The following is a 26,059-nucleotide window of genomic DNA, read 5'->3' as shown; positions in this document are numbered from 1 at the left end:
GGAGAAAGTAATGATTCAAGTAACAGTATGGAACGAATACCGTCATGAAAAGACGGATAAAGTCGTACAAGAAACATATCCAGAGGGGATTCACGGTCAAATTGCAGCCTTCCTAAAAGAAGATCACTTTCAAGTGAAAACAGCTACTTTAGACGAAGCTGAACATGGCTTAACAGATGATGTATTAAACGAAACAGATGTCTTGATTTGGTGGGGACACATGGCTCATGATGAAGTATCCGATGAGATTGTTGAACGAGTACAAAAACGTGTCCTTGAAGGAATGGGCTTAGTAGTCCTTCATTCGGCTCATTTTTCTAAAATATTCAAAAAATTGATGGGAACATCTTGTGACTTAAAATGGCGTGAAGACGGCCGACACACACGTGTCTGGAATGTTAACCCAAGCCATCCTATAGCGGAAGGTGTAAACGAATACTTTGAATTGGAGCAAGAAGAAATGTATGGTGAGCACTTTGATGTGCCAGCTCCAGACGAATTGATTTTTGTTAGCTGGTTCCCAGGTGGGGAAGTCTTCCGTAGTGGAATGACTTATCGTCGTGGAAATGGAAAGATTTTCTACTTCCAACCAGGTCATGAAACTTATCCAAGTTACTATAACAAAGATGTCCAACGCGTGATTAAGAATGCAATTAACTGGAGTTCTCCAACAGAAAACCATTATCCGCGTTATGGTCATTTTGAAAGTTTGGAGAAATAGCACGAAACTATTATTAGAAAGAGGGATTTGAATGAAACTAGGCGTATTTACACCATTATTCAATAACTTAAGTTTTGAAGAGATGATTGACGTTGTTGCATGCAAGGGACTACAAACGGTTGAAATTGGAACAGGTGGTTCACCAGGTAACGCTCACTTGGATATTGATAAATTATTAGCAAGTAGCGATGCACGTGGTGAATATTTAGCGAAATTAGCAGACAAAGGTTTAGAAATTTCAGCTTTAAGTGCACACAACAATCCCATTTCACCGATTCAATCAGTCGCAACAGAAGCGGATGAATTATTACGCAAAACAATTAAATTAGCGTCATTAATGAATGTACCAGTAGTTAACGGCTTCTCGGGTGTATCTGGCGGTAACGCTACTGATACACAAGTGAACTGGCCTGTGTTACCTTGGCCAACAGAGTACGATGATAACTATAACTATCAGTGGGATAAGAAATTAATACCTTACTGGAAAAGTATTAACACGGACGCAACAGCTGCGGGTGTTAAGATTGGCATCGAATTACACGGAGGCTTTCTAGCTCACACACCTTATACAATGTTGAAATTACGTGACGGTGCTGGAGAGGCGATTGGTTGTAACTTTGACCCTTCTCACTTATGGTGGCAAGGCATTGATCCTGTTGCTGCCATCAAGATTTTAGGTGAAGCGGGAGCAATTAATCACTTCCACGCTAAAGATACTTACTTAGACCAAGATAATATTAATATGTATGGTTTAACTGACATGCAACCTTACTCTGATGTTAAGACTCGTGCTTGGACTTTCCGTTCAGTAGGTTGTGGACATAGTTTACAAGACTGGTCAGATATGATTTCAGCGTTACGTATTTATGGTTATGATTATGTGTTAAGTATTGAACACGAAGACCCAATCATGTCAATTGATGAAGGCCTAAATCGTGCGATTACTAACTTACGTTCAATCATGATTAACGATAAACCTGCTGAGATGTGGTGGGCATAACGTTTTTTTTACAAGTCACTATTAGGAATAAATCTGTTTAGGGGGATTTTATGTCAGTAATTAATTTTGTCGTTGTGGGGTATGGGGGAATGGGGGCATACCATGCCAACTCTTTAATTCCACACGAAAAAGGTTTGTTAAAAGTAGTGGGAGCTTACGATATTGATTCAAACCGTCAATTGGCGGCTGAGACATTAGGTCATAAGGCTTATGAAAGTTATGAAGCTGTCTTGGCAGATGAATCAGTGGATGCGGTATTAATCGCTACACCTAACGATTCTCATAAAGATTTAGCGGTTGCGGCTTTACGTGCCGGTAAACATGTGGTTTGTGAAAAACCAGTGACAATGAATGTGGCTGAGCTGGACGAAATTCTAGCGGTGGCTGAAGAGACTGGTCGCGTATTTATGGTTCATCAAAATCGTCGTTGGGATCCAGATTTTCTAACTATTCGCCGTTTATATCAAGATAAAACCATCGGCGATTTATTTAAAATAGAATCACGTGTCCAAGGCGCCAACGGAATTCCAGGCGACTGGCGTCATCTAGAAGCTCACGGTGGCGGTATGTTGTTAGACTGGGGCGTTCACTTACTCGATCAGTTATTATGGATGGTTGATAGTGAAGTCAAAAACGTTCATGCTGACTTGAGTTATGTACTAGGTGACGAAGTTGATGACGGTTTCCTAGCGTACATTACATTTGAAAACGACGTGCGTGCTGTGGTTGAAGTTGGAACAACAAACTTTACCACTTTACCAAGATGGTACATTCAAGGCGTCGAAGGAAGTGCGACAATTCACGATTGGAACTTAAATGGAGAAATCGTTCGTGCGACAGGTCGTACTGATATAGCGGCACCGACACCAATTCAAGCAGGCGTTGGCTTAACGAAAACAATGGCTCCGCCATCTGAAGAGGCAACTGAATTTCTTGAGTTTCCAGAAGCTGAAGCTGAATACGATGACTTCTACCGCAACTTTTATCATGTTGTTCGCGACAATGCTGAGCCAATTGTGAAGAATACAGAAGTTCGCCGTGTTATGCAATTAATTGAAGATATTTTTGAAGCAGCAAAAGTGAAATAAACGAGACTTGCTACAAAACCAAAGAGGTTTTGTAGCAAGTTTTTTGTATATTATAGCGGAAGAGACTATTAAAAAAATCTGTGTAAGCTTACATCGTCGCGACTTGAGCCATGATGTGAAACATGGCCCAGACATCCTGGCGACTTTCGCGAGCCCACGAAATTTATAATCATATTTCAATATCGGGCTTACCAAAATGAATCAAGCAAAAGCAAATGCTAAAAAATTATGCTTCTATGTCTACATACCAAAAATTAGACTACACTCAGTATTTTCAGAAGAGAGGTGTTATCTGCGATAAAGAACAAGCCTAAAGAAGCATCACTATGCTAAAAAATTCAATAGACAGGAGCATTATCATGAAGAAATCAAATCAACCAATGCACCAGAAGCCGCTGGACCATATTCACAAGCAATCGCTACAGGTCAAATGGTATTCTTATCTGGCCAACTTGGAAGCAATCAAGTAACAAGCGCAATAGAAGAAGTGGAAGTTCAAACACGCCAAGCTTTAAAAAACATCAACTATCTCCTATCAGAAGCGAAATTAACTTTAAAAAATGTTATTAAAGTGACGGTGTTTCTAACTGACATCAATAACTTTGCAGCCGTAAACACGATTTAAGCTGAACAGTTTTCGCAAGCTTATCCGGCACGTAGTGCATTCCAAGTCAGTGCTTTACCAATGGTCGGCTTAGTTATAATGAGGTCATCGCAAGTAAAGAATAAGTTTCAAATATTACGTTTGACTCAACACACTGAAAGTCGAACGTTGGACTTTACCTCGTAGCATTTCATACGCAATTCAATTGTAAATCATCGACAGTCACTTATAATAAGAATACTTGAGCGTGATTAGGAGTGTAAAGATGAGTTATTTGAAAGAAATGATTATTGAACATGGAGAAGTTTTTCCGAACAATGTGTTAAAAGTGGATTCCTTTTTAAACCACCAAATTGATCCAGTGGTCATTGAAGAAATTGAGAAAGAATTTTATCACTATTTTAAAGATGAAAAAGTAACTAAAGTGTTTACGATTGAAGCATCAGGTATTGCACCGGCTTTATTAGTCGCCCATCATTTTGGAGTGCCGATGCTGTTCGCTAAGAAAGCATTACCTTCAACTTTAATCAAACAAGATCAATATGTGACACCGGTTCATAGTTATACGAAAAATGTGACAAGTAATGTACTAATTTCGAAGGATTACTTATCAGCTTCTGACAAGGTATTAATCATCGACGATTTTTTAGCGAATGGTCAAGCAGCCCTAGGTTTAGTCGATTTAGTTGAACAAGCAGGGGCTCAAACAGTAGGAGTGGGCATCTGTATTGAAAAGTCATTTCAACCAGGCAGACAATTATTAGAAGATAAGGGCATTGATGTATTTTCAATTTGTCGTATTCAGTCTTTAGAAGACGGCAAAGTAACCTTCCTTTAGAAAGTAAACGATGAACTCTTTTGCAGGATGCAAGAGAGTTGTTTTACATGAAAGAGTTTAAGGTAATTTATAGCAGTCAAAATAAGCCCCCAATTAGTTGGCGTTGCCAGACTGATTGGGGTCCTATTTTGATGGTGGATTAGTTTTTATGCCACATATTTGCTTTGATGCCTTGATTGAGAATCGTTTCAGGATTCAGTGCATCGAAGATGTCCTCAGTGATTTCTGGTGAGAAAGTCAACATGCTAGCAAGCGATAGTTCATGAAGTTGCTTATCTTCATTGATGGCATGTAGAACCATTGCACCGACGATTTCATGCGCTTCACGAAAGGCAATACCTTTTCTAACGAGGTAATCAGCTAATTCTGTTGCGTTAAGATAGCCTTCATGAATCGTCGCTTGCAGACGATCTTTGTTCACCTGCAACTCTTCAACCACACCCGTTAGAATTTGCACGCAAGCAACGGTTGTATCTAGAGCCTCGAAGTAAATGGCCTTATCTTCTTGCATATCTTTGTTGTAGCTCAAAGGTAGACCCTTCATGGTCGTGTACATAGCATTAAGAAGACTAATGACTTTAGCCGATTTACCACGAACCAGTTCTAATGCATCTGGATTCTTCTTCTGTGGCATCATACTACTGCCGGTCGCAAAGGAATCCGAAGACTCTACAAAGCCAAATTCTTGCGAAGAGTAGATGATAAAATCTTCGGCAAAACGACTCATATGCATCATCGTACTGGCAAAGCATTCGAGGGCGTCGATAATAAAGTCACGTGAACTAACGCTGTCGAGATAGTTTCTTTGTGGGCCACCGCTAAAGCCTAAGAGTTCAGCCGTGCGCTCACGGTTAATCGCATAGGTTGTGCCAGCTAAAGCACCAGCACCTAGTGGACTCTCGTCCATTGAAGCTAAGGCGCTGTTAATTTTGGCGTAATCGCGTTCGAACATCGCCACATAAGCATCTAGCACATAGGAGAAGGGCACGATTTGAGCTCTTTGCAAGTGGGTATAGGCTGGCATTAATACATCTGCTAGTGACGCGCCTTTACTAGTGAAAGTCTCCATCATCTGTTGGATGAGAGAGGCTAAATGAGTTAAGCTTTGCTTCACATAGAGCTTCATATCGGTTGCGACTTGGTCGTTTCGACTGCGGGCAGTGTGCATCTTTTTACCAACTGTACCTAATTCTTCAATCATTTTGGCTTCAACAAAGCTGTGAATATCTTCATGAGGGCCAGAAAGAATCGCAGGATCAGCTTCAATGTCAGTGTGAAGGCTGTTTAAAGCCTTCACCAAAGCCGTGCTTTCTTCAGTGGTAAGGATGTGAGCTTCACCTAACATCGTGACATGTGCAATACTAGCCGTAATATCTTCGTGCCACAAACGTTTATCTAAGGAGAAAGATTCATTGAAAGACTGCATCAGTTCAGATGCTGTGTTCTGAAAACGTCCGCCCCAAAGTTGTGCCATTTAAATCAATCCTTTTCTTTTCTGAATTTTTGTAGGTAACGTAATAACATTGATGTAGCCTTGTGCATCATGATGTGTGAATAAATCGTCTTCACCAAAGCCACTGACATCTTGGTCGAATAGGGCATAAGGCGATGATAAACCATGCGGCAATAGGTTTCCTTTGAATAGTTTTAAAGCCACTGTTCCGCTAACTGTTTCTTGGGTTTTGGTGATAAAAGCTTGAATGGCTTCGTTAGCTTGGGAGTACCATTGGCCATTGTAAATTAATTCAGCATATTCCATCGAAATATGTTGTTTGATTTTAATTGTTTCCTTGGTTAGCGTTAAACTTTCTAATCGTTGATGAGCTTCCATCAAAATGGTCGCCCCAGGCGTTTCATAAATACCACGCGATTTCATACCAATCGTCCGGTCTTCTATCCAGTCTAACACGCCAATGCCGTGTTTGCCGCCTAAAGCATTTAATTCAGCAACTACCTCGAAAGGCGTCATGGACACACCATTGACGGCAATCGCATTACCTTGGGCAAATTCAATCGTCACAATTTCAGCTTCATTGGGTGTATCTTCAAGTGCCGCTGTAATATGTAAAATATCTGCATAATTGACGGCATTTTCAGGTGCTTCAATATTGCCACCTTCATGAGAAATATGCATTAAGTTTTCGTCCTCTGAGTAAATCTTTTCTTTGGTTGATGTGATTGGCACGCCTTTTAAGGTAGCATAATCAATCGCATCCTCCCGTGATTTAATATCCCAGATTCTCCAGGGCGCTATGATGGTCATCTCGCTATCAAAAGCCGCAATTCCCATTTCGAAACGAACTTGATCATTGCCTTTGCCTGTACAACCATGACAGATGGCTGAAGCCCCCTCAGCATGGGCGATTTCAACTAGCTTTTTGGCAATTAATGGACGAGCTAAGGCAGTCCCTAATAAATAGGTCCCTTGATATTTAACATTGCCCGCCACTGCTGGATAAATAAAATCAGCCGCAAATTCATCACTCACATGCGGATTATAAAATTTTGCTGCACCCGAAGCCAACGCTTTTTGTTCGACTAGATCCCAATCTTCTTTTTGACCCACATCCACACAGACTGCAATAATCTCACTATCATAATTATCTTTTAACCATGGAATTGTAATCGACGTGTCCAAACCACCAGAATATGCTAGAACTATTTTTTCTTTTACCATTTTATAACGCTCCCTTATCTTCTTTATCTATTTTTAAATACAAAAAAACCGCCTCTTAACTAAGAGACGGGTCATATTATATGCTCGCGGTACCACTCTATTTGATCGGCCCAATTAAATAATTAAATAATTAAATAATTAATAAGGCGAATCCAACTCATTGTCTTAACGCTTGAAGGCGGAAGAGACTACTCAAATTTTGTCTCTCCATCTCAGAAGTGCGTTTCGGTTGTTAGTTACACATTGGGCTTCCACTCTATCCCAACTCGCTGTGAGTTACTTCGAACTTACTCTCTTCATCATCGATATTTTAATATTAAATTATGATTAGTATATTAGACTGGTTGGAAGGGAATGTCAACACAAAAATGAGAATAATTTCATTTTACTCAAATAACCTAAGCGTTTATTCATAAAACTGACCGTGAATCCGCCCAAGAAGTTAAAGTTGGGTCCACCAAAATCAAGTTAAGTAACAGTCTCATATTAATCGCCCAATTGATCTATGTTGGTCAGCTGTCTGATTAAATAAGAGGAAGCCCTAAATTGGGCAAGGGGCGGCCCTCAGTTTTTTAGAAAATTAAAATCATTTTTTTCTGCGAAGGTTTCTAAAAAGAAGAGGAATTATTTTTACTTAAAAAGTTAGAAGTGCTAAAATGAGTTATAAGAAAGCGCTAAAATATGTTCAAACGAAAATATTTAGGAGGAGATTTTATGATATCCGGAGTTAGTACATTGTTTACTTATAATGCCTTGGTTTTATTGGTGTTTATTCTAGGATGGTCTTTTTATGCTTTTAGGAAAAAGAATTATTCCTTACTCGAGATTGGGTGGCCGTTATCGCTTGTATTCGTCGTTTGGACTAGTTTTTTACTATTCGGGGCGCAGTCAATTTACCGTCGATTGTTAGTATTAACCGTAACAATATGGGGGGTAAGATTGGCTTTTAACTTATACACACTCTTTTGGAATAAATCAGAAAGTAGTCGATACAGAAGACTTCGAGAAGCTTGGGAAGGAAAATTATCTGGACTTAAAGCAGTCTTAGTTTTAGTTGTTGTGCCACTACTAGTTTATTACGTCGTTTCGATGATTTTAAGTATTGGTTTCTTAGACTCTCAAGAAGTGCTTCGTTGGTGGCAATATTTAGGTGTTGCTTTATGGGCACTTGGTATGTTGTTCGAGATAGGCTCGGAAGTTCAATTGAAGAAGTTTTTATCGAAACCAGAAAATGAAGGACAAATGTTGACTAAAGGCTTATGGCGAGTGTCTCGTCATCCGCACTATTTTGGAACGGCCGTTGTTTGGTGGGGGATCTACCTTATTTCAATTGTCGACTGGAATAATTTACTTGGCATTTTAAGTCCGATTATGATGACACTCTTCGCTACTTATTTAGCCAGTCGTTCCAGCAGTGAGTTAGAGTACCAAGAACGTGAAGACCTACAAGATTATACCCGCAAAACCTCACAATTCTTACCATTCTCAGCTCAAATTGGACGTGGCTTCTCTAGTATCGCAAGAGGCTTAGGAAGAGGTCTTTCTAAGATGACAAAAGCATCCGCGGGTGCAGTGTCGTCTGCAGCGAAAAAAGCTAAAGATTCTCGTAAAAAAGATGAGACTCGCGTTGACGAGACGGATAGACAACTGGGTGAGGTTCAAACAGAAGAAACGGCTGTCACATCAACAACGCCCACAGATTACTCAAATGAGTCAAGTGTCGTTGAAGATACGACTGATCAAGAATGGTTTAAAGAAGATATTCCAACTGAAAACCTAGCTTCAGTGGCGCAAGCTGATCTAACGTCTGTTGATGAAACGGAGCCAGTTTTTGAAGGAGAGTTGACTGAAACAAATGCATTAGTTGAAGCGGATGAAGAAGCTGAAGAGACCGAAAAGGAAATACTAGCTGTTTCTTACGAACTGGAAGGAGATACGATTGCGACTGAGAATGATGCATTATTCGAATCCATTCTAACAGATGACGAAATTATCAAAGCAGAAATGAATGAGCCTTTGTCCCATGAAGCAGTCGCTCATACAGATGAACTAACAGTTGATACCTTTGATAGTGATTTGGTCAAAGAAGATATTAATGAAAAAGACTCACGGATGTCAGCTGAAGAAGAAGTTTCTGAAGAAATAGTGGCTGAGAAGCTTGAAGAAGATTCAAACTCAGTGAAACCAGAAAATTTGCAAAATAAAGCAACTAATTAGAAGTAGCACGATGAAACATGAATGGCGTAAAGCTGAAAAAGAAATTTATCTAGGCAAGACTAAACCAATCATCCTTGAGATTCCTGAGATGAAATTCATTACAATTACAGGCGTTGGTAATCCCAATCGAGATGACTATACTCAAAGAATCGCCGCTCTATATCCAATAGCATATAATTTAAGTTTCAAACTGAAGCGAGGCGAACTAGTTGGGGAAGCTTTTGAGTATACAGTCTATCCACTTGAAGGACTATGGACCCAGGAGGATTATGACTTGAATGGACCGCTAAATAAGGAAGTTTTTGTTTATAAGATGATGATACGACAACCGGATCAAATCACTGAAGAAGACTTTATCCTGGCACAAGCAGAAAGTCTCAAAAAAACGGATAATGCGTTTATTCAAGAAGTTGCTTTTGAAAGCTACACAGAAGGCAAGGTGGTTCAAATGATGTACCATGGCCCTTATGACGAAGAAGCAGCCAGTTTTGCTGTCATGGAAGACTTTATGGCCGAACGAGGGCTCGAGAGCCGGTGGATTATGGATCAATACGTTCACCGATAAATTTATATTTGTGATCCACGCCGCGTCCCACCAGAAAAGTACAAAACGACCTTAAGGCTAAAAGCCAAAGAAAAGAGATGACAACATGTCAATCGTGATTCCAAAGAAAATTCGAAACCATTTACGTGATCAACAGTTTAAGCTAGATGAGATCGGTTTATCCGATTCAACGATATTAATGACTGAAAAGTTTGTCTTGAAAATCTCACCTCTCTCCGCTGAAGCCGACAATGAGGTAACTATGCTACAAGAGTGGTTACCAGGTAAATTGCCAGTGCCTAAAATCATTGAAGTCGAACACAAGAATCAGCAACTTTTTGTTTTAATGGAACGTTTGAATGGCCTATCAGCAGCAGAACCTAGCGTAAGGCAACAGCCCCAGCAACTAATGCAAGCCTTAGCAAAGGCTTTAAAACAACTGTGGGACTTAGACATAAACTCATGCCCAAGTGACCAAAGCCTAAAGAATAAATTGGACCAAGCAAGAAGCAACATTCGACAAAATAGGGTGGATATACACCAACTGGAAGCAAAGAGCTTCGGTCTGAATGGCATTACGGATCCAATGGCTTTGTTAATATGGTTAGAAGCAAATCAACCTAAGGAAGACTTAGTTTTCTCACACGGTGACTTTTGCTTGCCAAACGTATTCTTTAGTCATGATGTGAGCCGTGTCAGTGGCTACATTGATTTAGGCAGGGCAGGGATTGCTGATAGGTATCAAGATATCGCTTTAGCTTATCGCAGCTTGAAACATAATTTTGCTGGTGTCTATGATGACTATCAAGTGGCAGAAGCTGATGCGTTTGAATTATTTACTTATTTGGAAATAACGCCGGATTGGGATAAAATCAATTATTATCGACTGCTAGATGAATTGTTTTAATTACAAACCAGAAAAATCCGACATAATTAAGACACACATTTTATCGGGGCCTGGATATTTAGGCTCTACTGATAAAATGATGTGTGTTTTTTTATCTCGAAATACACAAAGATTAGTTGAATAACGAAGAATATTATGAAGGAATCTGAACTATTTTGTTGATTAAATGATATGATACTTTTAATGAGTATGATTGAATAAGGTGGTGGCATGTGAAAAAATTAAATGTCAGGTTTGCAGGGTTAATGGGAAGCTATGATGTTGTTATGGGATCGGTAACAGCATATAGTGTGGTTTTTTTAGTTGCAAATGGTTTTGATGAGTTTCAAATAGGAATGGTAACGTCATTAGCCAATCTATTAGCTAGTTTTATCCAACCTTGGCTAGGAGGTAAAGTGGATAGAAGCGTACGTTTAAATCTAGTTCATGTCAATGTCATGATTGTAATTCCCAGCTTAGCTTTATTAATTGGCTTGTTTTTTGCTCAGAAAATCTTCTTACTAGTTGCAATTATGTATACACTTGTTTTAATGCTACAAGCTACTTTAATGCCGTTTATGAGTGCAACAGGTGTGTTCTTAATGAATAATGGCTTTCAACTGAATTATGGGGTGTGTCGCGCGGTCGAAAGTGCAGCCTTTGCGGTAACGTCTACGATACTGGGCATTTTGATTACTCGTATGGGCCATAACAGTATTCTGATGATGGCGATAATAGGCTATAGCTTATATTTATTTATGCTTCGTCACCTATTCAAGCACTATTTACAACAACTTTTTTTACAACACATTGATAATGTCAAACTGAATACAGTAGAAGTTGCTTTGAAAGCAACGGAAGATTCCTTCTTTAAAAAGTATGCCCATTTCAAATACATTGTCTTTGGTTCATTTTGCTTTTTTATCGGTCATAATTTTATCAATTTATTTATGCTCCAAATTGTCGAAAACGTAGGGGGCAATACTGAAAACATGGGGAATGCAATCGCCTTAGCAGCTATTTCAGAAATGCCGATCATGATTTTCTTTACGCGAATTAATCGTTACGTACCAAGCAGAGTTTTAATGATGGTCACAGGGATTTTCTTTTTTGTGAAAACAACTTTAACCTTTACAGCCATGACCGTAGGTGGCGTCTATCTTGCACAGGTGTTTCAAATTCTATCTTTCGGACTTTATATTGTGTCTTCCGTATATTATGTGAACCAAGAAATGGCTGCTGAAGATAAAGTAAAAGGCCAATCGCTTGTGACGACGGCTCATACACTAGGAAGTGTTTTTGGGAGTTTAATTGGAGGTTGGTTGATTAATCGCTACGATGTGAAATACGGCCTGTTTTTCTGTATCATCATGAGTCTTTTAGGTGTAATTGCTTATTTCTTTGGTTTAATCTATCCTCAAAAACGCAAAGCACACGCAATTAAATAAATTAAATGATAAAAACCAACGACAACTCACTTCACTATCGTGATGGGTCTCGTTGGTTTTTTTATTATTCTGGATTAGAAGCGATAATTGTCATTGTTCCTGACAGTTCAATTTTATCTACACCATGAGGCAAAATAAATGAATCCGCAAGATTTAATGAATAGCCTTGACCATCGATAATCAATTCGCCTGATCCATCAACAACGGTTGCTAAGTAATAATCTTTTGCTAAATCAATTGTTAATTTACCTGCTGTTTGCCATTTATAAACACTGAAAAATTCATTAGAAAGTAAGTGAGTTTCCGTAGATTGTTGATCTTTTTGAATCGTTACAGTCGTATCAGCATCTTGATGTGGGAAATGAGTGACATCCGCAGATTGTGCTATATGTAAGTCACGTAGGTTACCTTTATTATCGCGGCGGTCATAATCATAAACACGGTAAGTTGTATCTGAATTTTGCTGAGTTTCCAAAATCACAATGCCAGCGCCAATCGCATGAATCGTTCCATGAGGAACATAGAAGAAATCTCCTGATTTAACTTCAATGCGACGTAATAAGCCATCCCAATTTCCAGCTTCAACCATCGCTTCAAACTCCTCACGACTGTGTGCGTGGTGACCATACACAATGGACGCACCAGGTTCAGCCGAAATAATATACCAACATTCTGTTTTACCTAATTCGCCTTCACCTTCATGTTCATTTGCATAACTATCATCGGGATGCACTTGCACAGAGAGGTCATCGTTCGCATCCAAAATTTTAATCAATAAGGGGAAAGGTGTTGGATGATTTTCACCGAACAGTTCGGGATGGTTCTCATACAGCTCATCTAAACCTAAGCCTTGATACTCAGAAGGTGTCGTGACAGTCGAAACACCATGGGGATGCGCACTAATGCACCACGCTTCACCAATTGAATCATTTGGCAGATCTAAATTAAACTGTGTTTGGAGCTTAGAGCCGCCCCAAATTTTCTCCTGTAGGACAGGTTTTAAAAAGATTGGTTGCAAAAAAATCGCCTGCTTTCTGTTAAAAAATTGAATAACTATAAAGTTATTTTATCATAGAGTAGGCGACAATAGCCAACATTCATACGATAAGCTAAATTTAGACAGTTAATGAAGACACTATAGAACATTTACGTTATAATTATCTTAACTATTCATTTTAGCGCTTACATTCCGTTGGCGGCAAAATTCTAAGCAGAAAATGAACAGTAAATATTTTAAAGGAGAGTACTTGAATGACAAAACAAATGAACATTGCTTTACAACTATGGAGCATCCAGGATGATTGTGAGAAAGATTTTCCGGGTACATTAAGAAAAGTTTCAGAAATGGGTTACGAAGGCGTGGAGTTTGCTGGTTATTATGGCATGGAAGCTGAAGAGCTAAAAGCCTTATTAAACGAGTTAAACTTAGAGGTAGCTGGATCTCATATACCTTACGAAGCTTTTAAAAATAACTTTGAAGAAACGATCGCTTATGAAAGAAAAATTGGCAACACAAGACTTGTCATACCATTTATGGAAGGGGAGACTCTAGAAGAGTGGCAAGCGCATTTTGAAAGCTTGCGTGAAATCCAAGAGAAATTACCAAAGGATGAATTTAAATTACTCTATCATAATCATGCTCATGAATTTACTACAATTGAAGGCGTAGATGTCATTGACGAAATGACTAAAGCCTTACCAAATCTCTTATTAGAAGTCGATACTTACTGGTTAAAATATGCTGATCGCGAAGTTATCAAATGGTTGGAAAATCATGCAGATAAAGTTGAATTACTTCATATTAAAGAAATGAAAGAAACAGAGGATGGCTTCGAAAGTACAGAGATTAGTTCTGGAATCTTACCACTTAAAAACTATATCGACTTTGCGCACAGACAAGGTCTAGAATGGTTAATCGTCGAGCAAGAAGCATTCCAAACACTGACACCGATGGAAAGTGCGGCTATTAATTACACAAATTTAAAAGCACTTTTATAAATCATACACTAAAACAAGAATCGTACTGTCCTCATCACACAGACAGCTTTTTACAGTAAAATGCCCCGTAATAAAAAGAGTTCGTCTCGAGCAAGGATGCTAAAGCCCTTAACTGGATGCGAACTCTTTTTTATTTGGTAATGAACCACTAATGGTTCAATACGATTTCCATAACTATAAAATTTGGTTCTGTCGGGACTATAGTACCTATTCGAATAAACAATCGGTGAGCCATCGGATAAATGATAAACATCTTCAAAGTGGAAGGATTTTATCAGGATTGTTTAGTTCTAAGTACTTTGCAACGTGTTTAGTAGGTTTAGTTGGTTTTAAAGCGTATCAGTAAAAGCAAATTTAAACTTTAATTTGCTTTTCAGATACTCAAAAATAGACTGTTGAGCAACCTCATCATCTAAATAAGGAACGACACTGGCATTATAATAAGATGTCTCATATACAGAATTTTGTCTATTTATGCTGGAGACACGCTTAACTCTAAAAACAGAGTTCCCTTCATCTATTAAAAGGTTGTGAGAAATCTCCTCAACGGCTTGAATCATAGTCACACCAATGACGTTTTGAGAAATAGTAAAGTCCTGTTTTTCTTTATCGGTTCCTGATTGATGCACTAAGTTGATATATGAAGGTATTTTAGGCGCTCTTACAAATGCCTCACTCCCACGTCTTTGATAAATCATCCCTTTAATTTCTAATGACTCAAGAGCTTTAATAATCGTACTATTACTCACGTTGAAATGTTCCATCAGATCAACCATGATAGGGAGTTGTTGATTGGTTTTAATTGTTTTTCTAAAATATATTATTGAATAGCATTGGCTATCTCTCGGTGTTTTGGCATTATATCAGTCCACCTTATTATCTACATCCATTATTTTTTATTTAGTGCTACCATATTAATATGAATAAAGTATAATAGAATCATAGCATATTTTAATTTATACTGCTCGTTGCTCAACCTTTGGGCACGAGCCAAGCAAAGGAGTTCGAGATGAAAAAAATTCTTATTATTTGTGCTGCTGGAATATCTTCTTCTTTAATTGCGAAGAAGGCTACAGAGCATTTTCATAACCAAACAATCGAAACGATTGTTAAATCCTCAAGTGTAATGGCTGGTATTAAATCTATCGCAAGTGATGAGTATGATTTATATCTTGTGAGTCCGCAGACGCGTCAATATTTTGATGAACTTTCTAAATCAGCCCTTAAGCGGGGAAAAGCGATTGAAATCCTTCCTGCTCAAGCTTACGTAGCAAATGGAAAAGGTACCGAAATTTTATGTGCGTTTATCGAGAGCATTCAGCATTAGATAAGTGACACATTAGGCCGGTATAATTTAGTTGTGTCTATAGTATAGACTATCAATGACTGTTTGAATAATACATTAGATTAAAGCTACCTAATGAACAGGTAATAAATAAATTGAATGAACGTTAAACGAGCACGCCCCTTTAGCATTTTTGAGAAGGGAGCGTGCTTGTTTTTTTATTTTTAGCGACTAATCAGTTCTTGTTCATTAACCACGCTAGGTAAATAAATATATTCTAAGGCTGGTTCTAAAGATTTCGCCATCCATACAATAGTGTAGAAGCGATTATGTTTCGTCACTAATTCTGGAAAGCGAACAAATTCAATAAAGTGTTGTTTTTGATGAAATTTAATACTGCGCGTATTATCTTCTACAATAGAAGAAACAATGTAATGCATACCATTTGAAATAAGTAGTGCTTCTAGGTGATCATACAGTAATTTTCCCACACCACGTACGTCAGTATTATTCGAAACATAGATACTCAATAAGCAAGCATCTTTGAATCCGTATTCATAAAAACTACTAGCATAGATAAAGCCAATCACTTCTTGATTATGCTCTGCCACAAGAAAAGGGTACTTGGTTGATGCATGATGAATTCTTGTTTGCAAAGCGTCGAGCGTAGGGATTAGAGTATCAAGATTATAGGGTGTTTCCAATATATACGGCATGTAAATCTCCTGGATTTTTGTTGCGTCACTAAGCATTGCTTCTCTTATAACTGTTGTTGTTGTTGTTGTCATGGTAAACACCATAATAATCCCCCCTTATTCAGATAACTATCAAATACAATTGTCCTCAAATTATTATAAATAAGTTTAGAAAATTAGCAATACATAAACATTAATTTAGTGTAAATTTCAGGTAGTATTTAAGTAAATCATTCAATTTGTCATCTGGTTGCTAAACTTTAACTGAGTCAATCATTTTGTTAGTCATTTAACAGCGAGAAAGTAAAAGGTTGTTAGATAACACTCTAAGTAATCATTACTTTAAGTTATTAAATGCGTTGTAAACTATGAGATATTGGTATAGGAAAAGTTCAAATAAAAAAGCATATTTCGTCCTTTTTTGCGTATTTATAGATAGAGAGAAAAATCTCACAATAACAATTTTGGAGGAAAAAATATGCGTAATAAAACAATGGAACATGAGGTATTATTAGAGAAGAAAGAACATCGTAAGATATGTGAAGATTGTCAATTGAGATTACAACTTCTTGAAGCTCGCTATGAAGGTCAACTTGAGTACGACAAGATGTTTAAAAAAGAGTTCTCTAACCATGAGATAGAGTACGAATTAGTAACGAATCAATTTTTCCAAATACACAATATGGAGTTTGAAGTAGATACTTTGTTGATTTTCCCTTCGAAGTTAGTCGTTTCAACGATTATTAAATATCCTGAAGAAGCTATCTGTAGTAAAGGCTCATGGTATTTAAATGGGATTAATATTACAGGATCACCCTTTGAGGAACACGAAATTGCGATGACTGGAATCAAGTATATGACAAAAGCTTTAGGTGAAGAGGTAGAAATTGAAGGCGTCGTCGTCTTGATGAATGAAGCAGGGACTTTGCCAGGAAAGTATTATCAATCGGTTTACCAATAAGGGGAACAATTTTAAACAGCGTCCACTAAGCATTACAAGGTGGGCGCTGTTTTTTTAATAAATGATAATATTTTATTCGAAGGGGAGTTTATCTTCCCAACCTAAATCGTCACGAATCGCCATTAATTCTTTTTGAACGGCTTCGTTTAAAGGTAACCCTTTTTCCTTACGTTCTTGCCAAATTAGATATTCCTTTTCACCAGCAGTGTAAATGCGTTTTTCTCCTGGTGCAATTTCAGAAGCACGTAGGGCACGTAATATTTCACCAGCTGTTTTTTTAAAGCTTTCTAAGCCCATAAATGCTTCAGTATCAATCGCGATAAAGAAATGCCCGAGATGAAATTTCTGCTTTTCACCATTCTCACCAATTCCCGTCAACATTTTCAAGAAATTGCCTTGTTGTAAAGCAGCAGATAAAACTTCAACGAAGGTAGCAAAACCATAACCTTTATAACCAGCTAACTCCTCACCAATCCCGCCTAAAGGAGCCAAAGCTGCCTCGCCATTCACTAGCGCCTCTAGAATAGCTGGTGAATCGGTCATTGCCTGGCCATCTCGCCCAATTACCATGCCAGCCGGTGTATCTTGGCCAACACGAGCATAGTATTCGATTTTACCGCGCTGACTGATGGAAGTGGCACAATCTAATGAAAAGGGAAACTCTTCATCCGTTGGGAAGCCTAAAGTTAAAGGATTCGTTCCTAGCATGTTTTCAACGCCAAAAGTCGGTGCAATTGAAGGACGTGCATTTGTACCAGTCATACCAATACAGCCAGCCTCAGCAGCCATCTCTGTATAGTAGCCTGCAATGCCATAATGAGTTGAGTTTCTTACAGCGACCATTCCCATACCAAATTCTTTTGCTTTATCTATTGCCATTTGCATTGCTTTATAAGCAATGACTTGCCCCATACCATCATGACCATCAACCACGGCAGTTGTAGCTGTTTCTCGAATCACTTCGAATGTCGTTTCAGGAGATTGAATGCCATCTCTAATACGATCGAGATAAATTGGTTTAAAACGGTTGACCCCGTGCGATTCGATTCCTTTACGATCAGATGCGAGTAGTACATCTGTACATATTTTTGCGTCTTCTTCCGGTATTCCATAGCTCATAAAGACTTTATTGACAAAGTCGGTAATCCATTGCCACTCAACAGTAAATGTTTGACTCATCTAAATTCCTCCTATTAAAATTTGTAACCGCTTCCTATAGTGTAAAGGTAGCATATTAGATACTTAAAAACAAGAACAAATCGTGAAAGTTATCTCAAACCTTTCTCAAACCTTTCTCCACTTAATTAAGTCAAAAATAACGCCAGAACAAGTGATGATGAAACACTTGTTCTGGCGTGTAAATAATAGAATGCAAATTTTTAAATACTTTCTAGAAGCGGTGCAACATTGATTGAAATGGCCCCACGACCGCCATGAGTCCCTAACACAGGCGTAATAAAACCAACTCGTACAGAACAACGTGGATATTGTTCTAGAATACGATCGCATAATGTTTGAGCATCCGTCGGCGCACCCGTGTGACCAATTGTAATGTAAGCATGATTGGGATACTGATCAATTGCTTCGCTGGCTAAGAAGAATAATCGATTGATGGCTTTTTTCATTGAGCGAACTTTTTCCGTCACATGGACTTCCCCGTTAGTTGCTTGGCTCACTGTTATCAGAGGTTTAATACTTAATAAATTTCCTAATAAGCCACTAAGGGAACTTAAGCGGCCACCTTTCACGCGGTTAGTCAGTGTCTCAGGTGCAAAGTAAAAGACTGATTGAGTTAATAAGTCATTCAGCTGCTCGGTAATCTCATTTGGCTTTAAGCCACGATTGAGTAATTCCACAAGATTAAGTGTCATAGCTTCCAATACAAAGGAAGTGACTTTTGTATCAATGAGGTGAATGTTTAATCTATCTTCATACTCTCTAGATAACGACTTCACTGTTTGATAAGTCCCACTGATTTTTTCAGACAAGAATAATCCAAAGACTGTGTCATACCCCTCCGCGATTATTCGATCAAATATGTCGAAGACTTGTTTTGGCTCAGGCTGAGATGATTTCGGTAATTCATCTTCGGTGGTCATTCGATCATAAAATTGTTGTGTTAGCTCGTCATCAGCTGTGTCAACAAACACAGTCCCGTCGTCAAAAATCGTACTCAAGTATAACTGAAATATACCAGGAATATCTGTAACTTCTTTAGATAAGCCTGCCGTGCTGTCGACAATTATAGCAGCTTTCATAAAATTCTTCCTCTCTCTCACTAAGTAAATCTAAAATACCATATAATTTAGGCATCTAAAAATCACTTTTATTAAATCTAGAGAAAAAGTATGTATTTAGTGAAGTAACTAGTAAAGTGTTTGTTATCAATACCTGATTGAAGCACCAAGTTATACTTTTGCTAGTCTGATTAAAAATGGTATTTAAGGTGCTGTTTCATGCGATGCCATTCAAACTTTTTAGGAATAGAAGGCCCTTGTCTTCTAATAATTAATGAGAATACAGCTCTTTTTATCATAAAAAATCAGATAATTAAGTTACTATTTTACCATTTATTTTCAACAACTTGGTGAACATTTAATTACTGAATACTAAACTGACGCTTAGAATAGTCGATGGATTAATGAACTTTACTAATAATAATGGACGCTTCTATAGGCGGATGTTTTAAAAATGATGAATGACTTTTAATTAAGCACAACAGACTTGAAAGTCCCAGCATCTAAAAGTTTAATCAGTATAAATTAACTAATTTCAAATAAAGTATTGATTTTAAATTAAGTTAGTATATACTTTATTCGGAAAGCGATTACAAAAACAGGAAGGATTGGTGTTTAATGCGAAAAAAATTAGTGCTGCTTTGTATGTTTTTAATTGTATTAGGGGGGAATTCAAGGCTTGTTGTTGCTCAAGAAGAGGAATTTCGCTTGGTAGATGTTGACGCGACGGAAGAAACCAGACAACTCTATGATTATCTAAGAGAGTTGATGGAAAGTGAGAAAATCATGTTTGGTCAACAACATGCGATTGATGAAGGATTAACGTTGCTTGGTGAAAGACCGCGTGTGGCCAGTGAGGAGTCAGAGATATTTAACGCTGTTGGCGATTATCCAGCTGTTTTCGGTTGGGATACATTAAGTATTGACGGTTTTGAACAACCAGGAATTGAAGGAGATATTGAACAGAGTATTCTGAATACGGTGGCATCTTTTCAAAAAGCACATAATCTGGGGGCTATTATTACGTTGAGTACTCATCCTCATAATTTTGTAACAGGCGGTAATTTTAATGACACTGGGGGAAATGTTGTTGATGCAATACTACCTGGAGGTAGTCACCATCAGGAGTATTTAGAATGGCTTGACCGTATTGCAATGGTTGCTGAGAAGTCAGTTGATGAAGAGGGGCAGTCAATACCGATTCTGTTACGACTCTTTCATGAGCAGAATGGCTCTTGGTTCTGGTGGGGATCTGGCTCAACATCACCAGACCAGTACAAAAGCTTATTTCGTTTTACAGTAGAATACTTGCGTGATGTAAAAGATGTACATAACTTCTTATACGTTTTTTCACCTAATTCTGGTGCAACAGGTGATAAGGAAGAGTATTTGACTACATTTCCTGGTGAGAGCTATGTTGATATTGTGGGCATAGATTCTTATGATCAAAAAGACGATGCAGGTTCTGAGAGTTGGTTAGACGGACTAGTCACTAATTTGGAGATGGTGGTCGATATAGCAAATGATTATCAAAAGGTAGCTGTATTCTCGGAGTTTGGGTATAGTCCACAGGGTATCAATGAAACAGGCAACGTACTGGATTGGTACACACGTGTATTCAATGCGATACAAGAAAGTGATCAAGCCAAGCAAATAAGCTATATGTTAACTTGGGCAAATTTTGGCTTCCCTGACAATATGTTTGTTCCGTATAGGGATGTGAATGACGACTTAGGTGGTGATCATGAATTATTACCTGACTTCGTAGAGTTCTATAATGATGAACTAACTTTATTTAGTCAGAATCTAGAAGGAATTTATAACCGTGAAGTCAATGTTGATGTGATACCTTATGATGCAGTGCTCTATCCAATTCGACCAACTGCAGGAGAAGTGCTAACAAAAGAAACAACGATGATAACTTTCAAGGGGATAGGTAAAGAAAAAGAAAGATTAACTTTAGAAATTGAAGGAGTAACAAATGGAGAAATCGATTTTAAGTATGAAAATCCAATCTTCCAAGCAGAGTTACCTTTAACGTCTGATTTGAATGGTGACGAGATTGAGGTGACCATTCGTCATTATGATGACGCGGAGCTGATTAGCGAGGAAACTTTTAATTATTATGTTGCTTTAGAAGATGTTGTAATTGATCGACTAGACTTTCAGAATGAAGTAAGTAGGGTAAAAGTTAAGGCAAATGGTACTTATCCAGAAAGTGACTCGGAACTTAGTTTAAGAGAAACAGCCAACGGCCTACACGTACAATTTGATGAGTTTGATGCAAGTGAATCTTGGCAAGAAGTGAAGCTAGAATTAGAAGGACTAGATGAAAATAGTCTCCAGGATACTAATCGCATAGGAGTAACAATACTCATACCTTCTACTGCTACTGAGAAGTATATTAAAGCAGTTAGCCAATGGACTTATGACTTTGAACGGAAATTTGGAGACGGCCTGACAGTAACGTCTATTCAAAATGCGGAATCTATTTTAGTTGATGGTGAAGAATTTAAGCGCATTACGTTTACGATTCCAATGATTCGACCAGAGGAAACGAGCAATCTTGCTTTCTCTGTTGTGGGTGAAAACCTTGAAAATTGGAATGAATTTTATCTTGAAAATGTGACGCTTTATAATCAATTTGAGTTTACGGTGGACAAACACACGATTGATAACTTTGAAATATACTTTGGCGATGATAATTTAATGAATGCTAGCTATGCAAGTAATGGTGATCCGATTCAATTAAGTCTAGTGAAGGATAAAGGAATAGAAGGTGAATATGTACTGAGCTACGCATATAGCATTGCTACTCAAGGGTATGCAGGTAAACAAATATCCTTGAATCAGAATTGGCAAGATATGACTGGTATTTCGTTATGGTTATCAGTTGAGCCAACACCAGAACGAGAATTAACCGTTCAGATAAGAGTAGGTAATGTGAGTTACGAAGGCTATATAGATTTGACCGATGGCGTTGAGGGTGAATTGATTTTACCTTTTGAGGATTTTGTGGCTGCACCCTGGGAAAATAAACCAGACAGTAAGATTACGAACGATAGCTTAGCGGATGCCAGTCAATTTGCTCTATATATTGGTGGTGATATTGGAGAAGGGGAGCTACTCATAGACAATATTCGCGTAGTGGAATGATAAATATTTATTTTATACCATTATCTTCTGAATAGAATAATTAATCGTGGAGTTATTGAGTGCTCTTATAGTTACCCTCAGTTTACAAATTATTTTAGGTTTTTCGGGGCAACTATGCTAGCTTATTAAGCTGAGTATTTTAAAGTAAAAGTTTTCGTCTAGCCTTCATTAGGCATAACGATAGGTGAAAGCATTAAAAAAAGAATTTTCATATGAATCACTCAATTCAAAGGACAATAAGTTGATTAATATAAACTAGGAGAAATAAAACTGCTCTAAAGACTGTGAAATTAGTCCTTAGGGCAGTTTTTTGTGTAGAGGGTTTGAACTATGAATTAATAAAATTATCAGTGACAATATTTATTCGAAAATGTCACTGAAACCATTGGAGCCATTCCCTATTTTATCGCGCCGTCAACCATACCTTTCATAATATGCTTTTGAGCAAAAATGAAGAGGATAATAACAGGCGCAATGACCATTAGAGAGGACGTTAAAATCATGTCCCATTGCTTAGTATACGAACCTGCGAAGTTGGCAACTGCGATTGGTAGTGTTTGAATATCATTTCCAACACCAAGTAATAGTAAAGGCAGTAAGTAATCATTCCAAATCCAAATTCCATTTAATATTAAGATTGTTACAGTAATTGGTTTTAATAATGGCAACACAACAAAGAAAAATGTTTGCATTTTATTTGCGCCATCAATTTCTGCTGCTTCTTCAATTTCAATTGGAACTGACTTGATAAAACCGTGAAACATAAAGACTGACATTCCCATACCGAAACCGGCATAAGCGAGGAAAACACCCCAATAGGATCGTAATAAGTTAAAATTGAACAGAGGTTGAGTGACATTTTCCTGTAAAAATCTAAACCATGAGATTAATGGATACATCACTACTTGGAATGGAATAACCATCGAAGCAACGAACATTAAAAAGATGATGGTAGACATTTTTGATTTACGCCTTACTAAACCCCATGCAGCCAAGGAAGCGACTAAGGTAATCACTAACAAAGATACGACCGTGATGATAATCGAGGAAATAAAACTTTGCGCATAATTGATGGAAGGATTATTCCAAATCGACACAATATTATCAATAAAAACGCTCCAATCTTGTGGTAACGTTAGTGGATTTAACAGGATTTCTCTTGAGGATTTTGCTGAGTTAATGATGATCAGGAAAAAAGGACTAATGAAAAGAATGAAGGCCAGAATGGCAACAACCTCTAGGACGAATAAGCCACGTTTTTTTGCTTTCATTACATTTCAACCTCCCGTCTTTTAGTTAAAGTAGTTTGAGTCAAACTAATGACCACTAATATCATGAAAAGAATAACGGCTCGAGCTTGACCACGCGCTAATTGGTTCTCAACAGAAGCGGTATTATAGATGTTCATCGTGATAAATTCAGTTCCTTTAATAGCTTGTCCTTGCCACATGATAGAAGGGCCACCACCCGTTAAAGAAACATTCACATCGAAAATTTTAAACGAGTTATTAATAGTTAAGAATAGTGAGACTGTAAATGATGACATAACCATTGGAATCGTGATATGAATTAATTTATGCCAACCATTAGCGCCATCTAATGAGGCAGATTCGTATAAAGATTCTGGAACGCTTTGGAGACCAGCGAAATAAATCATCATAATATAACCGGCATACTGCCAAGTATTCGTAATGACTAGAGCTGACATAGCTAAGTTTGGTTTACCTAAAAACAAATTAGTCATGAGCCATTCGCTACCAATCGTACTACCGACAGCTGGGAATACTTGATTATAGATAAATTGCCAGATATAACCGAGCACGAGCCCACCAATTAAGTTTGGCAGGAAGAAACCAGCACGATAAAAATTTCGACCTTTAATCGCACTAGATACCATTAATGCGAGTCCGAAGGAGACTAAATTAATAACAATAACATTGATAATAGCGAACACGATAGTGATCATTAATGAATATTGAAACCTTGTATCAGTAAAACTTTGAATATAATTAGCGAAGCCAACAAAGTTTGTGTTGGATTGTGTAATACCCCCCCAATCGGTGAATGAATAATATACACCTAAGATAAAAGGGATCGCAATCACGAGTAAAAACACAAACACTGCCGGAGCAACTAAGAACGCGAAATTTCGTGTTTCACGAGTATTTCGATTGAATTTTTTAGGAGCTTTTGTTGCCATAAAATTCTTCCTCTCTAAAGGTAAAAAGCAGCTGAACTAGGTTGCCCAGTTAGCTGCTTTTCATTGACCGAGTTGCTTAGTTACCCAATAATTCAGGAACTTTAGCTATTTCAGTAGTCATTAACTCGATGAATTGAGCTTTATCAATATTTCCTTGAGCAAATTGTCCGTAGATTGGCCCTAAGTTATTCATACCAAAACCATCTGGCATGAAGTAAGTGTTGTCAAATGAGTAAACTGTTTTCTCTGCTGCAATCCATTCAGCTAAGAAACCTGATAATGGTGCAGAGGGTGTTTCTTCAGTAGACGCGAATGGTGAAATCATATTTGCTTGATTAACCATGTAGTCTTGTCCTTCTGGCGTTGCAACCATATCTTCAAAGAATTTGTTGATAGAATCTAAAGCACCAGTATCCTTGTTCACAACGTAGTAAGATGGGGCACCGATAAATAATCCGTCAGCCGCCTCTTCACGTGATGTTTGGTAAGGAATGAAGCCCATTGCAAAGTCAGCTTCTAATTCTGCTAAGTTAGGGTCTTTCCAGTTACCTTGGTGTAAGAAGGCAGTTTGACCAGATGCAAATGCAATATCCATGTCATCTTGTGTTCCTACTGTTAACATTTGTGGGTCTGTGTAGTTGAATAATAATTCAACCCAGTCAGCGTAACCAGCTATACGATCAGCATCAGTTTCACCAGCAACAACTTGTTCAGTTACCGTACGGTCACCGTTAGCTAAGCCGTTACCTAAGAATGCGTTAAAGTCATGGTTCCCCATAATCCAAGTTTCACCTTCCATGGTAGCATTAGCTACTACAGAAGTTAAACCTAATTCATCTTTACGAGCATCTAAATCAGCAAAAGCTGCTTCTAAAGCTTCGAAAGAATTTAATGTTTCAGGATCAATTCCTGCTTCAGCTAATAAATCAGCGTTATATGCTAAACCATAGCCTTCAACAGACACTGGGAAACCGAACACTTCGTCATTTTGAATATATTCAAATTCAGTTTGGTCTACCCATTCACCAGAAATAGGTTGTAACATATCAGCCCATAAATCGTAACCGCTTTGTCCTTCAATAACGAAAACATCGGGACCTTCACCAGCTGTAAAATCTGCTTTCAATTGATCACCTAATGAACAAGCACCAGAACATACTTTAATTGTTACATCTACACCATTTGCTTCGCCCCAAGTAGCAGCGTATGAAGTCAAGGCTTCTTGCGTTTCACTTTTATTTGAATAAAGAGTGAATGCATTTGCATCATCTGAAGCGGCTTGAACTGTAGCCCCACCCATTGTTGCTAACAAACCTGCTGATAAAGCGACTTTCGTCAACTTACTAAACCATTTTGACATTAAAATTCCTCCTTAAAAATGTTTTTACTACTTAACCATTTACAACTATATTATAACTTAACGATAGAATTATGCAATCGTTTTCGTAAATATTGTTACCGCTAACAAAATGTGGCTCGTTTAAGGATCATTAACATTTGAAGC

Annotated in this window: 23 protein-coding genes and 1 other annotated feature; of the genes, 13 read left to right on the top strand and 10 right to left on the bottom strand. The window is 37.9% G+C overall.

Annotated features, from left to right (window positions below):
- Nucleotides 1–10 precede the first annotated feature (10 nt).
- The 5 genes from ACTQ45_RS08225 to ACTQ45_RS08205 all read left to right on the top strand — a co-directional run bounded on the left by ACTQ45_RS08225 (nt 11) and on the right by ACTQ45_RS08205 (nt 4,251).
- A complete protein-coding gene (locus tag ACTQ45_RS08225) occupies nt 11–721 on the top strand; it encodes a ThuA domain-containing protein (protein WP_441752774.1) in 711 nt (236 codons plus the stop codon).
- 31 nt (nt 722–752) lie between these two features.
- Nucleotides 753–1,721, top strand: coding sequence for a sugar phosphate isomerase/epimerase family protein (locus ACTQ45_RS08220; protein ID WP_441752772.1), 969 nt, complete (start codon nt 753–755; stop codon nt 1,719–1,721).
- 50 nt (nt 1,722–1,771) lie between these two features.
- The gene (locus ACTQ45_RS08215) at nt 1,772–2,809 is read left to right on the top strand and encodes a Gfo/Idh/MocA family protein (RefSeq protein WP_441752771.1); all 1,038 of its coding nucleotides are present in this window, start codon (nt 1,772–1,774) and stop codon (nt 2,807–2,809) included.
- A 367-nt stretch (nt 2,810–3,176) separates the two neighbouring features.
- On the top strand, nt 3,177–3,434 hold the full coding sequence (locus tag ACTQ45_RS08210; RefSeq protein WP_441763472.1) for a RidA family protein: 258 nt from the start codon (nt 3,177–3,179) through the stop codon (nt 3,432–3,434).
- Between the two features lie 244 nt (nt 3,435–3,678).
- Nucleotides 3,679–4,251, top strand: coding sequence for a xanthine phosphoribosyltransferase (locus tag ACTQ45_RS08205; protein ID WP_441752767.1), 573 nt, complete (start codon nt 3,679–3,681; stop codon nt 4,249–4,251).
- A 139-nt stretch (nt 4,252–4,390) separates the two neighbouring features.
- Here the strand turns inward: ACTQ45_RS08205 and argH are convergent, their stop codons facing one another.
- Nucleotides 4,391–5,725 (bottom strand): argininosuccinate lyase, encoded by a 1,335-nt coding sequence (argH, locus tag ACTQ45_RS08200; RefSeq protein ID WP_441752765.1) that lies wholly within the window; start codon nt 5,723–5,725, stop codon nt 4,391–4,393.
- Entirely contained in the window at nt 5,726–6,928 is a 1,203-nt protein-coding gene (locus ACTQ45_RS08195; RefSeq protein WP_441752763.1) for an argininosuccinate synthase, read from the bottom strand.
- Between the two features lie 59 nt (nt 6,929–6,987).
- Nucleotides 6,988–7,240 (bottom strand) — a binding site (T-box leader).
- A gap of 402 nt (nt 7,241–7,642) precedes the next feature.
- Between ACTQ45_RS08195 and ACTQ45_RS08190 the strand changes: the two genes are divergently transcribed.
- From ACTQ45_RS08190 to ACTQ45_RS08175, 4 genes are all read left to right on the top strand, one after another.
- On the top strand, nt 7,643–9,145 hold the full coding sequence (locus ACTQ45_RS08190) for a DUF1295 domain-containing protein (RefSeq protein WP_441763460.1): 1,503 nt from the start codon (nt 7,643–7,645) through the stop codon (nt 9,143–9,145).
- A 10-nt stretch (nt 9,146–9,155) separates the two neighbouring features.
- Nucleotides 9,156–9,710 (top strand): GyrI-like domain-containing protein, encoded by a 555-nt coding sequence (locus tag ACTQ45_RS08185; protein ID WP_441763459.1) that lies wholly within the window; start codon nt 9,156–9,158, stop codon nt 9,708–9,710.
- Between the two features lie 85 nt (nt 9,711–9,795).
- Nucleotides 9,796–10,596 (top strand): APH(3') family aminoglycoside O-phosphotransferase, encoded by an 801-nt coding sequence (locus ACTQ45_RS08180; RefSeq protein WP_441763458.1) that lies wholly within the window; start codon nt 9,796–9,798, stop codon nt 10,594–10,596.
- A gap of 212 nt (nt 10,597–10,808) precedes the next feature.
- Nucleotides 10,809–12,023 carry an MFS transporter gene (locus ACTQ45_RS08175; RefSeq protein ID WP_441763457.1) on the top strand — a complete coding sequence of 405 codons (1,215 nt, stop codon included), beginning with the start codon at nt 10,809–10,811 and terminating at the stop codon, nt 12,021–12,023.
- A gap of 64 nt (nt 12,024–12,087) precedes the next feature.
- Here the strand turns inward: ACTQ45_RS08175 and manA are convergent, their stop codons facing one another.
- Complete coding sequence (gene manA, locus ACTQ45_RS08170; RefSeq protein ID WP_441763456.1) at nt 12,088–13,041, bottom strand: mannose-6-phosphate isomerase, class I; 954 nt, start codon at nt 13,039–13,041, stop codon at nt 12,088–12,090.
- A 233-nt stretch (nt 13,042–13,274) separates the two neighbouring features.
- On the opposite strand from manA, the gene ACTQ45_RS08165 reads away from it, so the two are divergent.
- Entirely contained in the window at nt 13,275–14,021 is a 747-nt protein-coding gene (locus ACTQ45_RS08165; RefSeq protein ID WP_441752752.1) for a sugar phosphate isomerase/epimerase family protein, read from the top strand.
- A 329-nt stretch (nt 14,022–14,350) separates the two neighbouring features.
- Here the strand turns inward: ACTQ45_RS08165 and ACTQ45_RS08160 are convergent, their stop codons facing one another.
- Nucleotides 14,351–14,824 carry a GntR family transcriptional regulator gene (locus ACTQ45_RS08160; protein ID WP_441763471.1) on the bottom strand — a complete coding sequence of 158 codons (474 nt, stop codon included), beginning with the start codon at nt 14,822–14,824 and terminating at the stop codon, nt 14,351–14,353.
- A gap of 206 nt (nt 14,825–15,030) precedes the next feature.
- On the opposite strand from ACTQ45_RS08160, the gene ACTQ45_RS08155 reads away from it, so the two are divergent.
- A complete protein-coding gene (locus tag ACTQ45_RS08155) occupies nt 15,031–15,348 on the top strand; it encodes a PTS cellobiose transporter subunit IIB (protein WP_441752748.1) in 318 nt (105 codons plus the stop codon).
- 182 nt (nt 15,349–15,530) lie between these two features.
- Here the strand turns inward: ACTQ45_RS08155 and ACTQ45_RS08150 are convergent, their stop codons facing one another.
- On the bottom strand, nt 15,531–16,106 hold the full coding sequence (locus tag ACTQ45_RS08150) for a GNAT family N-acetyltransferase (protein WP_441752746.1): 576 nt from the start codon (nt 16,104–16,106) through the stop codon (nt 15,531–15,533).
- A 373-nt stretch (nt 16,107–16,479) separates the two neighbouring features.
- Here ACTQ45_RS08150 and ACTQ45_RS08145 point away from each other — a divergent pair, with 373 nt between their 5' ends.
- A complete protein-coding gene (locus tag ACTQ45_RS08145; protein WP_441752744.1) occupies nt 16,480–16,962 on the top strand; it encodes a hypothetical protein in 483 nt (160 codons plus the stop codon).
- A gap of 72 nt (nt 16,963–17,034) precedes the next feature.
- Here ACTQ45_RS08145 and ACTQ45_RS08140 read toward each other — a convergent pair whose 3' ends face one another.
- Together ACTQ45_RS08140 and ACTQ45_RS08135 are read right to left on the bottom strand one after the other, a co-directional pair.
- Nucleotides 17,035–18,141 carry an Ldh family oxidoreductase gene (locus ACTQ45_RS08140; RefSeq protein WP_441752742.1) on the bottom strand — a complete coding sequence of 369 codons (1,107 nt, stop codon included), beginning with the start codon at nt 18,139–18,141 and terminating at the stop codon, nt 17,035–17,037.
- A gap of 200 nt (nt 18,142–18,341) precedes the next feature.
- A complete protein-coding gene (locus ACTQ45_RS08135) occupies nt 18,342–19,220 on the bottom strand; it encodes a DegV family protein (RefSeq protein WP_441763455.1) in 879 nt (292 codons plus the stop codon).
- 597 nt (nt 19,221–19,817) lie between these two features.
- Between ACTQ45_RS08135 and ACTQ45_RS08130 the strand changes: the two genes are divergently transcribed.
- Nucleotides 19,818–22,355, top strand: a complete 2,538-nt coding sequence (locus tag ACTQ45_RS08130; RefSeq protein ID WP_441763454.1) for a glycosyl hydrolase — start codon at nt 19,818–19,820, stop codon at nt 22,353–22,355.
- A 398-nt stretch (nt 22,356–22,753) separates the two neighbouring features.
- On the opposite strand, the gene ACTQ45_RS08125 is transcribed toward ACTQ45_RS08130, so the two are convergent.
- From ACTQ45_RS08125 to ACTQ45_RS08115, 3 genes are all read right to left on the bottom strand, one after another.
- Nucleotides 22,754–23,626: a carbohydrate ABC transporter permease gene (locus ACTQ45_RS08125; protein WP_441752740.1), complete on the bottom strand. Its 873-nt coding sequence runs from the start codon at nt 23,624–23,626 to the stop codon at nt 22,754–22,756.
- The gene (locus ACTQ45_RS08120) at nt 23,626–24,555 is read right to left on the bottom strand and encodes a carbohydrate ABC transporter permease (RefSeq protein ID WP_441752738.1); all 930 of its coding nucleotides are present in this window, start codon (nt 24,553–24,555) and stop codon (nt 23,626–23,628) included. Before ACTQ45_RS08120 ends, ACTQ45_RS08125 begins: the two co-directional genes overlap by 1 nt.
- A gap of 76 nt (nt 24,556–24,631) precedes the next feature.
- Nucleotides 24,632–25,915, bottom strand: coding sequence for an ABC transporter substrate-binding protein (locus ACTQ45_RS08115; RefSeq protein WP_441763453.1), 1,284 nt, complete (start codon nt 25,913–25,915; stop codon nt 24,632–24,634).
- Between the last annotated feature and the right edge of the window lie 144 nt (nt 25,916–26,059).

Origin of the sequence: Fundicoccus sp. Sow4_D5 (assembly GCF_052116365.1) — a bacterium.
Classification (GTDB): Bacteria; Bacillota; Bacilli; order Lactobacillales; family Aerococcaceae; genus Fundicoccus.
This window is presented reverse-complemented; position numbering and strand designations above follow the sequence as displayed.

Coding starts and splice junctions, on each gene's coding strand:
- ACTQ45_RS08225 (WP_441752774.1), top strand. CDS start 11: ATGATTCAAGTAACAGTATGGAACGAATACCGTCATGAAAAGACGGAT.
- ACTQ45_RS08220 (WP_441752772.1), top strand. CDS start 753: ATGAAACTAGGCGTATTTACACCATTATTCAATAACTTAAGTTTTGAA.
- ACTQ45_RS08215 (WP_441752771.1), top strand. CDS start 1,772: ATGTCAGTAATTAATTTTGTCGTTGTGGGGTATGGGGGAATGGGGGCA.
- ACTQ45_RS08205 (WP_441752767.1), top strand. CDS start 3,679: ATGAGTTATTTGAAAGAAATGATTATTGAACATGGAGAAGTTTTTCCG.
- argH (WP_441752765.1), bottom strand. CDS start 5,725: ATGGCACAACTTTGGGGCGGACGTTTTCAGAACACAGCATCTGAACTG.
- ACTQ45_RS08195 (WP_441752763.1), bottom strand. CDS start 6,928: ATGGTAAAAGAAAAAATAGTTCTAGCATATTCTGGTGGTTTGGACACG.
- ACTQ45_RS08190 (WP_441763460.1), top strand. CDS start 7,643: ATGATATCCGGAGTTAGTACATTGTTTACTTATAATGCCTTGGTTTTA.
- ACTQ45_RS08185 (WP_441763459.1), top strand. CDS start 9,156: ATGAAACATGAATGGCGTAAAGCTGAAAAAGAAATTTATCTAGGCAAG.
- ACTQ45_RS08180 (WP_441763458.1), top strand. CDS start 9,796: ATGTCAATCGTGATTCCAAAGAAAATTCGAAACCATTTACGTGATCAA.
- ACTQ45_RS08165 (WP_441752752.1), top strand. CDS start 13,275: ATGACAAAACAAATGAACATTGCTTTACAACTATGGAGCATCCAGGAT.
- ACTQ45_RS08155 (WP_441752748.1), top strand. CDS start 15,031: ATGAAAAAAATTCTTATTATTTGTGCTGCTGGAATATCTTCTTCTTTA.
- ACTQ45_RS08150 (WP_441752746.1), bottom strand. CDS start 16,106: ATGGTGTTTACCATGACAACAACAACAACAACAGTTATAAGAGAAGCA.
- ACTQ45_RS08145 (WP_441752744.1), top strand. CDS start 16,480: ATGCGTAATAAAACAATGGAACATGAGGTATTATTAGAGAAGAAAGAA.
- ACTQ45_RS08140 (WP_441752742.1), bottom strand. CDS start 18,141: ATGAGTCAAACATTTACTGTTGAGTGGCAATGGATTACCGACTTTGTC.
- ACTQ45_RS08135 (WP_441763455.1), bottom strand. CDS start 19,220: ATGAAAGCTGCTATAATTGTCGACAGCACGGCAGGCTTATCTAAAGAA.
- ACTQ45_RS08130 (WP_441763454.1), top strand. CDS start 19,818: ATGCGAAAAAAATTAGTGCTGCTTTGTATGTTTTTAATTGTATTAGGG.
- ACTQ45_RS08125 (WP_441752740.1), bottom strand. CDS start 23,626: ATGAAAGCAAAAAAACGTGGCTTATTCGTCCTAGAGGTTGTTGCCATT.
- ACTQ45_RS08120 (WP_441752738.1), bottom strand. CDS start 24,555: ATGGCAACAAAAGCTCCTAAAAAATTCAATCGAAATACTCGTGAAACA.
- ACTQ45_RS08115 (WP_441763453.1), bottom strand. CDS start 25,915: ATGTCAAAATGGTTTAGTAAGTTGACGAAAGTCGCTTTATCAGCAGGT.